At 57.5% G+C, this 12373-nt stretch carries 11 protein-coding genes; 7 read left to right on the top strand and 4 right to left on the bottom strand.

What is annotated here, in order from left to right; genetic code table 11:
• Positions 1–83: 83 nt before the first annotated feature.
• The gene (locus tag ACRAWE_RS05880) at positions 84–635 is read right to left on the bottom strand and encodes an NAD(P)H nitroreductase (RefSeq protein WP_019452759.1); all 552 of its coding nucleotides are present in this window, start codon (positions 633–635) and stop codon (positions 84–86) included.
• A gap of 160 nt (positions 636–795) precedes the next feature.
• Between ACRAWE_RS05880 and sppA the strand changes: the two genes are divergently transcribed.
• The 4 genes from sppA to ACRAWE_RS05860 all read left to right on the top strand — a co-directional run bounded on the left by sppA (position 796) and on the right by ACRAWE_RS05860 (position 5927).
• On the top strand, positions 796–2652 hold the full coding sequence (sppA, locus tag ACRAWE_RS05875; protein ID WP_103101069.1) for a signal peptide peptidase SppA: 1857 nt from the start codon (positions 796–798) through the stop codon (positions 2650–2652).
• A 93-nt stretch (positions 2653–2745) separates the two neighbouring features.
• Positions 2746–3762, top strand: coding sequence for an asparaginase (ansA, locus tag ACRAWE_RS05870; protein ID WP_025159798.1), 1017 nt, complete (start codon positions 2746–2748; stop codon positions 3760–3762).
• Between the two features lie 22 nt (positions 3763–3784).
• Complete coding sequence (gene pncA / locus ACRAWE_RS05865) at positions 3785–4417, top strand: bifunctional nicotinamidase/pyrazinamidase (protein WP_063918462.1); 633 nt, start codon at positions 3785–3787, stop codon at positions 4415–4417.
• Positions 4418–4649: 232 nt separating this feature from the next.
• Positions 4650–5927, top strand: a complete 1278-nt coding sequence (locus ACRAWE_RS05860; protein WP_019452763.1) for a glycoside hydrolase family 18 protein — start codon at positions 4650–4652, stop codon at positions 5925–5927.
• A 42-nt stretch (positions 5928–5969) separates the two neighbouring features.
• Here the strand turns inward: ACRAWE_RS05860 and ACRAWE_RS05855 are convergent, their stop codons facing one another.
• Both ACRAWE_RS05855 and msrB read right to left on the bottom strand, forming a co-directional pair.
• Positions 5970–6242 (bottom strand): YeaC family protein, encoded by a 273-nt coding sequence (locus tag ACRAWE_RS05855; RefSeq protein WP_004932218.1) that lies wholly within the window; start codon positions 6240–6242, stop codon positions 5970–5972.
• Positions 6243–6305: 63 nt separating this feature from the next.
• Positions 6306–6719: a peptide-methionine (R)-S-oxide reductase MsrB gene (gene msrB, locus ACRAWE_RS05850; protein ID WP_019452764.1), complete on the bottom strand. Its 414-nt coding sequence runs from the start codon at positions 6717–6719 to the stop codon at positions 6306–6308.
• A 348-nt stretch (positions 6720–7067) separates the two neighbouring features.
• Between msrB and gapA the strand changes: the two genes are divergently transcribed.
• On the top strand, positions 7068–8063 hold the full coding sequence (gapA, locus tag ACRAWE_RS05845; RefSeq protein ID WP_004932222.1) for a glyceraldehyde-3-phosphate dehydrogenase: 996 nt from the start codon (positions 7068–7070) through the stop codon (positions 8061–8063).
• Positions 8064–8147: 84 nt separating this feature from the next.
• Positions 8148–9023 carry a D-hexose-6-phosphate mutarotase gene (locus tag ACRAWE_RS05840; RefSeq protein ID WP_019452765.1) on the top strand — a complete coding sequence of 292 codons (876 nt, stop codon included), beginning with the start codon at positions 8148–8150 and terminating at the stop codon, positions 9021–9023.
• Between the two features lie 94 nt (positions 9024–9117).
• On the opposite strand, the gene ACRAWE_RS05835 is transcribed toward ACRAWE_RS05840, so the two are convergent.
• Positions 9118–9882, bottom strand: coding sequence for a MipA/OmpV family protein (locus tag ACRAWE_RS05835; protein WP_015378103.1), 765 nt, complete (start codon positions 9880–9882; stop codon positions 9118–9120).
• A 426-nt stretch (positions 9883–10308) separates the two neighbouring features.
• On the opposite strand from ACRAWE_RS05835, the gene yeaG reads away from it, so the two are divergent.
• A complete protein-coding gene (yeaG, locus tag ACRAWE_RS05830; protein WP_019452766.1) occupies positions 10309–12243 on the top strand; it encodes a protein kinase YeaG in 1935 nt (644 codons plus the stop codon).
• Positions 12244–12373: the final 130 nt, after the last annotated feature.

The following is a 12373-nucleotide window of genomic DNA, read 5'->3' as shown; positions in this document are numbered from 1 at the left end:
GCCGATAAGCGAACGGCCTGCTCAGAAACCATGCGATTTTGCGGGGTTTGGCGCATTTTCACCGCGCCCCGCGGGGAACAAACTCAGAAATAGCTGACGAAAGGCGCGCTGTCCGGCGGCGTCACCTTGGTGGCGGCCTTCAGCTGCGGCGTACCCAGATAGAGGAAGCCGACGATCTCGTCCTGCTCGCGGCAACCGAAGGCTTCGCGCACCAGCGCATGCTCGGTCCAGGCGCCGGTGCGCCAGATACCGTTAAAGCCCTGCGCCAGCGCCGCCATCTGCATCGCCTGCACCGCGCACCCGGCGGAAACCACCTGCTCCCAGCGCGGCACCTTGGTCTCTTCGGTGCAGTGCGCGATGACGGTGATGATCAGCGGCGCGCGGAACGGCGCTTTAGTGGCCTTCTCGATCGCCGCGTCGTCCAGTTGATCCTGCTTCGCCGCCGCCTGCAGCAGCTGGCTGAAGCGCTCCAGACCCTGATTCTCGATCATCACGAAACGCCACGGCTGCAGCGCGCCGTGATCGGGCGCACGCAGGCCCGCGTTGATGATATTTTGGCGCACTTCACCCGCCGGCGCCGGTTCCGCCAGGCGCGAAGCCGAGCGGCGATTCAATAAAAGATCCAGAGCATCCATCGTAAACTCCTGATAACAATTTTCATTCCGGCCACGTTAACATAGCTAAACGACGAGTTACAGCCTCGGCGATAGCGTCCGTGTGCCACGATTTAAAGCTGACATTTACCCGGCCGCTCATTAGGATAGCGGAACATTCTCGACTCTTGTTGGAGAGCACATGCGCACATTGTGGCAAATTATTGCCGGCATTTTCCGGTGGACATGGCGTCTGCTGAATTTTATCAGGGAACTGATCCTTAACCTGTTCCTGGTATTGCTGATCCTGGTTGGGGTCGGCATCTATCTATCCTTCCAAAGTTCTTCCACCTCGACGGCTCCGGCGCGCGGCGCACTGCTGGTCGATTTAAGCGGCGTAGTGGTCGATCAGCCTTCGGTCAACAACCGGGTACGGCAATGGGGCCGCGAACTCTTGGGCGCCTCCAGCAGTCGTCTGCAGGAGAATTCGCTGTTCGACGTGGTGGACAGCATCCGCAAGGCCAAAGACGACAAAAACATTACCGGCATGGTGTTGCAGCTGAATGACTTCGCCGGCGCCGATCAGCCGTCGCTACGTTATATCGGCAAGGCGCTGCGCGAATTCCGCGACAGCGGCAAACCGATCTTCGCCATCGGCGACAGCTACAACCAGACGCAGTACTACCTGGCCAGCTACGCCAACAAGGTCTACCTGTCGCCGCAGGGCGCGGTCGATCTGCACGGCTTTGCCACCAACAACCTGTACTACAAGTCGTTGCTGGACATGCTTAAGGTCACCACCAATATCTTCCGCGTCGGCACCTATAAATCGGCGGTAGAACCGCTGATCCGCGACGATATGTCGCCGGCGGCGCGTGAAGCGGACAGCCGTTGGATTGGCGGCCTGTGGCAGAATTACCTGGAGACCGTGGCAGCCAACCGTCAACTGACGCCGCAGCAGCTGTTCCCGGGCGCGGCCGGCGTGTTGAGCGGCCTGCAGGCGGCCGGTGGCGATACCGCCCGCTATGCGCTGGACAATAAGCTGGTGGATGAGCTGGCGTCGCGCACCGCGATCGAAAATCAGCTGGTCAAAACCTTTGGCTGGGACAAACAGGCGAACGATTTCAACGCCATCAGCATCTATGATTACCAGCCGAAACCGGATGCCAACCAGGGCGGCAAGATCGCCGTGGTGTTCGCCAACGGCGCCATCATGGACGGCCCGCAGACGCCGGGCAACGTCGGTGGCGACACCACCGCCGCCGAACTGCGTCAGGCGCGCCTGGATCCGGCCATCAAGGCCGTGGTGTTCCGCGTCAACAGCCCTGGCGGCAGCGTCAGCGCGTCCGAAGTGATCCGCTCCGAACTGGCCGCCGTGCGCGCCGCCGGCAAGCCGGTGGTGGTTTCCATGGGCGGCATGGCCGCATCGGGCGGCTACTGGGTCTCGACGCCGGCCGACTACATCATCGCCAGCCCGAGCACGCTGACCGGCTCCATCGGCATTTTCGGCATCATCAACACCTACGAGAAAACCCTGGATACGCTGGGCGTGCACACCGACGGCGTGGCGACCTCGCCGCTGGCCGACATCGCGGTCACCAAGGCGTTGCCGCAGGAGTTCTCGCAGATGATGCAGCTGAACATCGAAAACGGGTATAAGAACTTCCTCGATCTGGTCGCCAAATCGCGCAAGATGACCCCGCAACAGGTTGACCAAATCGCACAAGGCCACGTGTGGCTCGGCAGCGACGCCAAGGCCAACGGCCTGGTCGATCAGTTAGGTGATTTCGACGACGCGGTGAAGAAAGCCGCCGAGCTGGCGAAACTGCAACAGTGGCAGCTCGACTGGTTCGTCGACACCCCAAGCCTGAGCGATATGGTGCTCAGCCAGTTCGGCGTTTCCATTCACGCCATGCTGCCGGCGGCGATTCAGGCCATGCTGCCCGCCCCATTGGCGTCGGTCGCCAACGCGGTGAAAGAACAGCCGGGCTTGTTTAATAACCTGAACGATCCGCAAAACCGCTATGCGATCTGCCTGACCTGCGGAGAAGTCCGCTAACAAATAATTCTGCAGCCCGGCCATCGCCGGGCTTTTTTTCTGCCGCCATGCCCCTATAATTCAGCCCATCTTATCTTTGTTAAAATCATGACCATGCAAAAGAAATCCATTTACGTCGCCTACACCGGCGGCACCATCGGCATGCAGCGTTCCGATCACGGCTATATCCCGGTTTCCGGCCACCTGCAGCGCCAGCTGGCGCTGATGCCCGAATTCCATCGGCCGGAGATGCCGGATTTCACCATTCATGAATATGCGCCGCTCATCGACTCTTCGGACATGACGCCGGAAGACTGGCAACACATCGCCGACGATATCAAACAGAACTACGACCGCTACGACGGCTTCGTGATCCTACACGGCACCGACACCATGGCGTTCACCGCCTCGGCGCTCTCCTTTATGCTGGAGAACCTGGCCAAACCGGTGATCGTCACCGGTTCGCAAATTCCCCTGGCGGAACTGCGATCAGATGGCCAAACCAATCTGCTGAACGCACTGTATCTGGCGGCCAACCATCCGGTGAATGAAGTCAGCCTGTTCTTCAACAACAAGCTGTTCCGCGGCAACCGCACTACCAAAGCGCACGCCGACGGCTTCGACGCCTTCGCTTCCCCCAATCTGCCGCCGCTGCTGGAAGCCGGCATCCATATTCGCCGCCAGCACGGCATCGACAGTCCGGCGTGTGACGGCGCGCTGCAAGTGCACGACATCACGCCGCAGCCGATCGGCGTGGTCACCATCTATCCGGGCATTTCCGGCGCGGTAGTGCGCAACTTCCTGCTGCAGCCGGTCAAAGCGCTGATCCTGCGCTCCTACGGCGTCGGCAACGCGCCGCAGAAGGCCGAGCTGATCGACGAGTTGCGCGCGGCGTCCGAACGCGGCATCGTAGTGGTCAACCTGACGCAGTGCATCTCCGGGCGCGTCAATATGGAAGGCTACGCCACCGGCAACGCGTTGGCGCACGCCGGAGTGATCAGCGGTTTCGACATGACGGTGGAGGCCGCACTGACCAAACTGCACTATCTGTTGAGTCAGCCGCTGACGCCGGAACAAATCCGCACGCTGATGCAGCAAGACCTGCGCGGTGAACTGAGCATCAACGGTTAATCCACTGACCTAGGGAGTGGCGATGAAAACGGCCTTGTTGTTGATCGATCTGCAAAACGATTTCTGCCCCGGCGGCGCGCTGGCGGTCACGGAGGGCGACGCCGTCATTCCGGTCGCCAATCGGGCGATCGCCGCCTGTTTGGCGCGCGGCGAGCCGGTGGTGGCCAGCCAGGACTGGCACCCGGCCAATCATCGCAGCTTTGCGGTGAATTCACATGCGCAAGTCGGCACCCTCGGCGAGCTGGAAGGCCTGCCGCAGGTGTGGTGGCCGGTGCACTGCGCGCAAGGGAGCCACGGCGCCGATTTTCATCCCCAGTTGCAGCGGCAACACATCGATGCCGTTTTTCGCAAAGGACAGGATACGGATATCGACAGCTACAGCGCGTTCTTCGATAACGGCCACCGGGCGCAGACCGAACTGCACGATTGGCTGCAATCGCAGGGTGTCCGACAGTTGGCGATCATGGGCCTGGCGACCGATTACTGCGTGAAGTTCAGCGTGCTGGATGCGCTGGCTGCCGGCTATCCAACGCAAGTGATCGTCGACGGCTGCCGCGGCGTTAATCTGCAGCCGGGCGACAGCGAAAAGGCGCTGCAGGACATGGCGCACGCCGGCGCACAACTGGTTACCCTGTCACAGTTCCTCGCCAGCTAAATCCTCTCGGGTGCCATCGGCGCCCTTTTTGCGCGGCGGCGAAAATATCGACGCCGCTCACAATACCGCCCTTCTTCTCCGCCAGCCGCTTGTGACCGACAGACGCTTTTGCTGTTATGACTGCGACGCTTTTGACGTCAATCGGTTATACGCATCCGGGGCCCGCTTAGCCCGGCTTTATTGTGACCGCCGCTGGCGGTACGGTCGGCCTTGCCGACCCAAGGAGACAAACATGAAATTAACCCGAAAACTGCTGCCTTTGCTGGCAGCGGTGCAGTTGGCTATGGCCGGCGTCGGCTCGGCGCAGGCAGGCTATCTCTCCGTCGGCTACTTCAACGGCGGTGGCGACGTCACCGCCGGCCCCGGCGGTGATATCGACAAACTGGACGTGACGCAAATCACCCACCTCAACTATTCGTTTGGCCTGATCTACAACGGTGAGAAGGATGAAACCAATGCGGCGTTGAAAGATCCCGCGCGCCGGCACCAGATCTACCTGTCGCCGAAGGTAACGGCCGATCTGCAACGGCTGCCGGTGTTGCGTAAACAGAACCCCGAGTTGAAAGTCCTGTTGTCGGTCGGCGGCTGGGGGGCTCGCGGCTTCTCCGGCGCGGCCGCCACCGCAGAAAACCGGGCGATATTCATCCGCTCCGCGCTGCAGGTGATTGCACAGCATCAGTTGGATGGCATCGACCTGGACTGGGAATACCCGGTGAACGGCGCCTGGGGGCTGGTGGAAAGCCAGCCGGCAGACCGCGACAACTTCACCCTGCTGCTGAAAGAGCTTCACCAGGCGCTGGGTAAAGGTAAACTACTGACCATCGCCGTCGGTGCCAACGTCAAAAGCCCGCAGGAATGGGTCGATGTGAAAAGCATTGCCCCTCACCTCAACTACATCAATCTGATGACCTATGACATGGCTTACGGCACGCAGTACTTCAATGCCAACCTGTACGATTCAAAGCGCTGGCCAACCGTGGCCGCCGCCGACCGCTACAGCGCCGATTCCGTGGTAAAACATTATCTTGCCGCCGGATTAAAACCGGCGCAGATGAACCTCGGTATCGGTTTTTATGGCCGGGTGCCGAAACGAGCGACCGAAGCGGGCATCGACTGGGACAAGCCGGACGCCGCCAAACATCCGGTGACGCAGCCTTATTTCAGTGCGCGAGAAACCGCTCTGTTCAACGCGCTGGGGCTGGATCTCAGCAAAGACACTTACTTTAAATACCACGACATCGTCAGCAAACTGCTCAACGATCCGCAGCGCCGTTTCCGCGAGCACTGGGATGACGACGCCAAAGTGCCTTATCTGACGCTGCAATCCGCCACAGGCAAACCGCTGTTCGCTATCTCCTACGAGAACCCGCGTTCGGTGGCCATCAAAGCCGAATACATCAAAAGCCAGGGATTGGGCGGTGCGATGTTCTGGGAATACGGCGCGGACGACAACAACCGGCTGGCGCAACAGCTGGCGGAATCGCTGGGGATTAAGGGCGAGAAACGGTAAATCGACGGGGCGATGGCGACATCGCCCCGCTTTAGGAACAGCTTACTGCGGTTTGAGTTTGACCAGCGGCTCAGCAACGAACTGCTGCTTCAGTTCTTGCTTGCTCTTCATCACGATCTGCCCGTCGGTGCCGATGCTCATGTGCTGCGGATCGACGTTGTTCATCGACTGCCACAGCATCACCGCCTGCAGGCTGTTTTCCTTCTGCTCAGGCGTCAGCGCCACGCCGTCCGGCCACTTGCCCAGCTCAACCGCCTGCACCAGGCGCTGGTATATCTCGGGCGTCATCGCCGCAATCAGATCTTTCACGTCCATCAGAGCCCTTCTCGCTTACGGATGAATAATTAGCTGAATCGATTTTGTTGGTTAAATTACCACTTAACCGGCCGTTTGGTCGCCATTCTCACCGTCGGTGAAGCTCAGCGAAGCGGAGTTGACGCAGTAACGCTCGCCGGTCGGCTGCGGGCCGTCGGGGAAAACGTGCCCCAGGTGCGCGTCGCAGTGGCCGCAGCGGATTTCAACACGATGCATATTATGAGAGTTATCATCGAGATAACGAATCGCATCGGCGGAAACCGGCTCATAAAAGCTCGGCCAGCCGCAGCCGGAATCGTATTTGGTTTCGGAATAGAACAGCGGCTGGTTACAACACAGACAATGGTACACGCCCTCACGCTTATTGTGCAGCAATTTGCCGCTGAACGGCGCTTCGGTGCCGCGCTGTTGCGTCACATAACGTTGGATTTCATTCAGTTCCGTGACCGGATGACCGGGGGTTGTCTCTTTAGCCATTTGTGCTTATCTCTGAATGTGGATAATGTCAACGAAAACAATGATTAATAATAACAAAAAATTAACACCGCTGCAGGGTTTTTTGGCCTAAACTGTAGCCCATAAAGGCCACGTCACGATGATATGTGATAACGATCACACATCTTGCGCATGCTGACTTTATACTTGGCGGCTTGTCCCCATATAACGGATAAGGCCGAGCGCAAATGGACTGTGCAATAAGCGTGCAAAACCACCCTTCCGGTTTGACTTGCCGCAAGAATTGACACGATTCCGCTTGACGCTGGGTAAGGTTTTTGTAATTTTACAACCAACCTTTTATTCACTAACAAATAGCTGGTGGAATATATGACTATCAAAGTAGGTATCAACGGTTTTGGCCGTATCGGTCGCATTGTTTTCCGTGCTGCTCAAGAGCGTTCTGACATCGAGATCGTTGCAATCAACGACCTGTTGGATGCAGAGTACATGGCTTACATGCTGAAGTATGACTCTACTCACGGCCGTTTCAACGGTACTGTAGAAGTTAAAGACGGCCACCTGGTTGTTAACGGCAAAACCATCCGTGTTACCGCAGAGAAAGACCCGGCTAACCTGAAGTGGAACGAAGTGGGCGTTGACGTGGTTGCTGAAGCGACCGGTATCTTCCTGACCGACGAAACCGCACGTAAACACATCACCGCTGGCGCTAAGAAAGTCGTTCTGACTGGCCCATCCAAAGATGCGACCCCAATGTTCGTGCGCGGCGCTAACTTTGACAAATATGCCGGCCAGGACATCGTGTCCAACGCCTCTTGCACCACCAACTGCCTGGCGCCACTGGCTAAAGTCATCAACGACAACTTCGGTATCGTTGAAGGCCTGATGACCACCGTTCACGCGACCACCGCTACTCAGAAAACCGTTGATGGCCCGTCCCACAAAGACTGGCGCGGCGGCCGCGGCGCATCCCAGAACATCATCCCTTCTTCTACCGGCGCAGCGAAAGCGGTTGGCGTGGTTCTGCCAGAGCTGAAAGGCAAACTGACCGGTATGGCGTTCCGCGTACCAACTCCTAACGTATCCGTTGTTGACCTGACCGTGCGTCTGGAAAAAGCGGCTACCTACGAAGAAATCAAGAAAGCCATCAAAGACGCCGCTGAAGGCTCGATGAAAGGCGTTCTGGGCTATGTTGAAGACGACGTGGTTTCCACCGACTTCAACGGCGAAGTGCTGACTTCCGTATTCGATGCCAAAGCCGGTATCGCACTGAACGACAACTTCGTGAAACTGGTTTCCTGGTACGACAACGAAACCGGTTATTCCAACAAGGTTCTGGATCTGATCGCTCACATCTCCAAGTAATGGCATGATGTTAAGCTGATAATAAGGGCGACATTTTTGTCGCCCTTTTTTATTTGTCTCTCCGGCAAACAATAAGGTAATGAAATGAACGAGAAAATTTTCACCCTGCCCGTTTCCGAACAGATTTCTCCTTACATCAGCCAACGTCAACTCGACGAGCTGGGTGTGGTTGTGGTGTCGCATCCGAAAGTGCGCGCAGCCGTCGCGCTGCAGGGCGCCCATTTGCTAGCCTGGCAGCCCAGCGGCGAGCAGCCGGTGATTTGGCTCAGCAGCAATACCCCTTTCGCTAAAGGCAAGGCCATCCGCGGCGGCGTGCCGATCTGCTGGCCGTGGTTCGGCCCAGCCGGGCAACCTTCGCACGGTTTTGCCCGCAACCAGCCCTGGAGCCTGACGGCGCACGATGAAGATGACAACGGCGTCATCCTGACCTTTACGTTGAAAGACAACGAACAGACCCGCAAACTGTGGCCGCACGCCTTCACGCTGATCGCCCGCTTCAAGCTGGGTGCAGAGTGCGAGATCGAACTGGAATCGCACGGCGATTATCAAGCCACTGCGGCGCTGCACAGCTACTTCCAGGTCGGCGACATCGATCGAGTCAGCGTAGCGGGCCTGGGCGAGCCGTATATCGATAAGGTGGCGGGCGGCGCCGAAGCGCGCCAGACCGGTGAAGTGACCTTCGTCGGCCAAACCGACCGCGTCTATACCCGCCCCGAGGCCTTCAGCCTGATCCGCGATCCGGCGCTCGCTCGCACCATCGAGGTTCACCACCACCATATGAGCGACGTTATCGCCTGGAACCCCGGCGTAGAGCTCTCTTGCAGCATGGGGGACATGCCGAACGACGGTTATAAAACCATGGTTTGCGTAGAGACCGGGCGCGTGAGCAAACCGCTGATCGCCGCCGGCGAACAACCTGCTCGATTGGGCGTCACCTTCCGCAGCCGCAAGAAGGCCTAATACACCGAGCGCGGCGGCGCACTACAGATGTGCAAAAGGGGCGCCAGCGCCCCTTTTTGATGCACGCGATGCACGATAATCGTGCAATGCATGATTAGAAGGTGTAGCTCACACCCGTCATCAACAAACCGGTGTAGGATTTATCCACCATCGGGCTGTCTTTCACTTCATCCGACAACTTCACATAGCGACCGACGAAGAAGGCGTTCCAGCTCTTGTTGATCTGGTAATTGGCGCTCAGCTCGAGGTACGGCGCCCAGCTATCGCCCGGGGTGTAGCTGTCAAGGCCGCTGCGACGGGATTCATTGGCGCTGACGCCGTAGTAATATTTGTTCTGGTTCTTGCTGTTCCACATCACGCCTACGCCCGGTACCAGCGTCAGCGCGTCCAGATCAAACTTGTACAGATAGGCCACATCGCCCACCAGCCCGTTGCTGTTGTTCAGCGTGTCGCCGGTAAAGGTGGTGCGGAGGGTACCCCACTCGGCGTTGTGCGAATAGGCCAGGCCAGCCATCAGCGTGCCGCGGCGCTTGTCGAGACGCTTCATGCGATCGTCGTCGCTGTCGCCCGGACGGTAGCCCCATGGCGTGTAGTAGCCCATGATGCTCAGCTGGTTTTCCTGATCTTTCCACAGGTAGTAACCGGCGGTCAGCGTACGGAAGTAGAAGTCGTCACCTTCATAGTCGATGACGGGCACCGGATAAACGCGGTCCTGATAACCACGATACGCGTCCGGGCTAACCAGCGCGGCAGCGCCGAGTGACCAGGTTCCCGCCTGAGCACTTTGCGCACAAACCATTGCGGAAGCGATAATTGCTAGCGTTTTGAGTTTTGAAATCTTCACTGGTTCTTTTTCCATAAATTACAGGGTTAATAGCCGCAACAGTTTATGTGAAAATTTAGTTACGCGCCTAATCTTTACAATAGAAAACGACCAAGATCGAATAACTTATAGCGGAATTATGAATTAATCATGGCGGAACGATGACGATTCAAGCCGCAGGCCGCGCCAGACAAGGCATTTGGCTCCCAGAGTAATAACTGAGTCATTGATATGACTTAAAAAAAGCTTTTTCTACGGCAGGAAATTTTCCGGCAAGCAAACTAAGCTTAAATCAGAAGGTGAATTTATCCTGAGCCCAGTGGCATACAGCGCAACTCGCGATAATAAGCGCACCAAGTTGGCATACGGGTTGCTGTACTTAGGCGTATTCTCATCTTTCGGGAGCCAGAACACTATCACACGCTCTCTTTAACCTGTGCTAATAACGAAAGGACGGGCATCATGAACATATTTGACCACTATCGCCAGCGCTATGAAGCTGCCAAGGACGAAGAGTTCACACTGCAGGAATTTCTTACCATTTGCCGGCAAGATCGCAGTGCCTATGCCAACGCGGCCGAACGTCTGCTGATGGCTATCGGTGAACCTGTGATGGTCGACACTGCGCTAGAATCACGCCTGTCGCGCCTGTTCTCCAACCGCGTGATCGCACGCTATCCGGCCTTCGAAGAGTTCTACGGCATGGAAGAGGCTATCGAACAGATCGTCTCTTACCTGAAACACGCCGCGCAGGGCCTGGAAGAGAAGAAACAGATCCTTTATCTGCTGGGCCCGGTGGGCGGCGGTAAATCCTCGCTGGCGGAACGTCTGAAGGCGTTGATGCAGCGCGTGCCTATCTATACCCTTAGCGCCAATGGCGAACGCAGCCCGGTCAACGATCATCCGCTGTGCCTGTTCAATCCGCAGGAAGACGCCACGATCCTGGAAAAAGAGTTCAATATCCCCAGTCGCTACCTCGGCACCATCATGTCGCCGTGGGCGGCGAAACGTCTGCATGAGTTCGGCGGCGACATCACCAAGTTTAAAGTGGTGAAAGTGCGCCCTTCCATTCTGGAACAGATCGCCATCGCCAAAACTGAGCCGGGCGATGAAAACAACCAGGACATCTCGGCGCTGGTCGGTAAAGTGGATATCCGCAAACTGGAGAACCACGCGCAGAACGATCCGGACGCCTACGGTTACTCCGGCGCCCTGTGCCGCGCCAACCAGGGGATTATGGAATTCGTCGAGATGTTCAAGGCGCCTATCAAGGTGCTGCATCCGCTGCTGACCGCAACCCAGGAAGGCAACTACAACGGTACCGAAGGCATCTCCGCCCTGCCGTTCAACGGCATTATTCTGGCGCACTCCAACGAATCCGAGTGGGTGACCTTCCGCAACAACAAGAACAACGAAGCGTTCCTCGACCGCGTCTATATCGTCAAGGTGCCTTACTGCCTGCGCGTGTCGGAAGAGATCAAGATCTACGATAAGCTGCTGGATCACAGCGAGTTGACCCACGCGCCGTGCGCGCCGGGCACCCTGGAAACGCTGGCGCGCTTTAGCGTGCTGTCGCGGCTGAAAGAGCCTGAAAACTCGAGCATTTACTCGAAAATGCGCGTGTACGACGGCGAAAGCCTCAAAGACACCGATCCGAAAGCCAAGTCTTATCAAGAGTACCGCGACTATGCGGGGGTTGACGAAGGCATGAACGGCCTCTCCACCCGTTTTGCCTTTAAAATCCTCTCGCGGGTGTTCAACTTCGATCACGCCGAGGTGGCGGCTAACCCGGTTCACCTGTTCTATGTGCTGGAGCAGCAGATAGAACGCGAGCAGTTCCCGCAAGATTTGGCGGAGAAATACCTGGAACACCTGAAAGGCTATCTGATCCCGAAATACGCCGAGTTTATCGGCAAAGAGATCCAGACCGCCTATCTGGAATCCTACTCGGAATATGGCCAAAACATTTTTGACCGCTACGTGACCTACGCAGACTTCTGGATCCAGGATCAGGAGTATCGCGATCCCGACACCGGTCAACTGTTCGACCGCGAGTCCCTGAACGCCGAACTGGAAAAAATTGAAAAACCGGCCGGCATCAGCAACCCGAAAGATTTCCGCAACGAAATCGTGAACTTCGTGCTGCGCGCCCGCGCCAACAACAACGGCCGCAATCCGAACTGGACCAGCTACGAGAAGCTGCGCACCGTGATCGAGAAGAAAATGTTCTCCAATACCGAAGAGCTGTTGCCGGTGATCTCGTTCAACGCCAAAACCTCGACGGACGAGCAGAAAAAACACGACGACTTCGTCGATCGCATGATGGAGAAAGGTTATACCCGCAAGCAGGTGCGCCTGCTGTGTGAATGGTATCTGCGGGTCAGAAAATCCTCATAACGCCTCAGGTAAGCGGCATTATCAGGGCCATGTCCGCAGTCATGGCCGTAGCAGCGCAGCCCACGGAGGGGCTGCACATTACGCTGTCGCGGTCGGGACATGAAGAGTTGGCAACGTCGTTTGGGGGAAG

Origin of the sequence: Serratia sp. BFP-2025 (assembly GCF_050880365.1) — a bacterium.
GTDB lineage: Bacteria > Pseudomonadota > Gammaproteobacteria > Enterobacterales > Enterobacteriaceae > Serratia > Serratia surfactantfaciens.
Note: the sequence above shows the minus strand (reverse complement) of the source record. Positions and strands in the feature narration are given on the sequence as shown.

What these genes read in the sequence shown, in the direction of transcription:
- ACRAWE_RS05880 (WP_019452759.1), bottom strand. Translation starts at nt 635, where the DNA reads ATGGATGCTCTGGATCTTTTATTGAATCGCCGCTCGGCTTCGCGCCTG.
- sppA (WP_103101069.1), top strand. Translation starts at nt 796, where the DNA reads ATGCGCACATTGTGGCAAATTATTGCCGGCATTTTCCGGTGGACATGG.
- ansA (WP_025159798.1), top strand. Translation starts at nt 2,746, where the DNA reads ATGCAAAAGAAATCCATTTACGTCGCCTACACCGGCGGCACCATCGGC.
- pncA (WP_063918462.1), top strand. Translation starts at nt 3,785, where the DNA reads ATGAAAACGGCCTTGTTGTTGATCGATCTGCAAAACGATTTCTGCCCC.
- ACRAWE_RS05860 (WP_019452763.1), top strand. Translation starts at nt 4,650, where the DNA reads ATGAAATTAACCCGAAAACTGCTGCCTTTGCTGGCAGCGGTGCAGTTG.
- ACRAWE_RS05855 (WP_004932218.1), bottom strand. Translation starts at nt 6,242, where the DNA reads ATGGACGTGAAAGATCTGATTGCGGCGATGACGCCCGAGATATACCAG.
- msrB (WP_019452764.1), bottom strand. Translation starts at nt 6,719, where the DNA reads ATGGCTAAAGAGACAACCCCCGGTCATCCGGTCACGGAACTGAATGAA.
- gapA (WP_004932222.1), top strand. Translation starts at nt 7,068, where the DNA reads ATGACTATCAAAGTAGGTATCAACGGTTTTGGCCGTATCGGTCGCATT.
- ACRAWE_RS05840 (WP_019452765.1), top strand. Translation starts at nt 8,148, where the DNA reads ATGAACGAGAAAATTTTCACCCTGCCCGTTTCCGAACAGATTTCTCCT.
- ACRAWE_RS05835 (WP_015378103.1), bottom strand. Translation starts at nt 9,882, where the DNA reads ATGGAAAAAGAACCAGTGAAGATTTCAAAACTCAAAACGCTAGCAATT.
- yeaG (WP_019452766.1), top strand. Translation starts at nt 10,309, where the DNA reads ATGAACATATTTGACCACTATCGCCAGCGCTATGAAGCTGCCAAGGAC.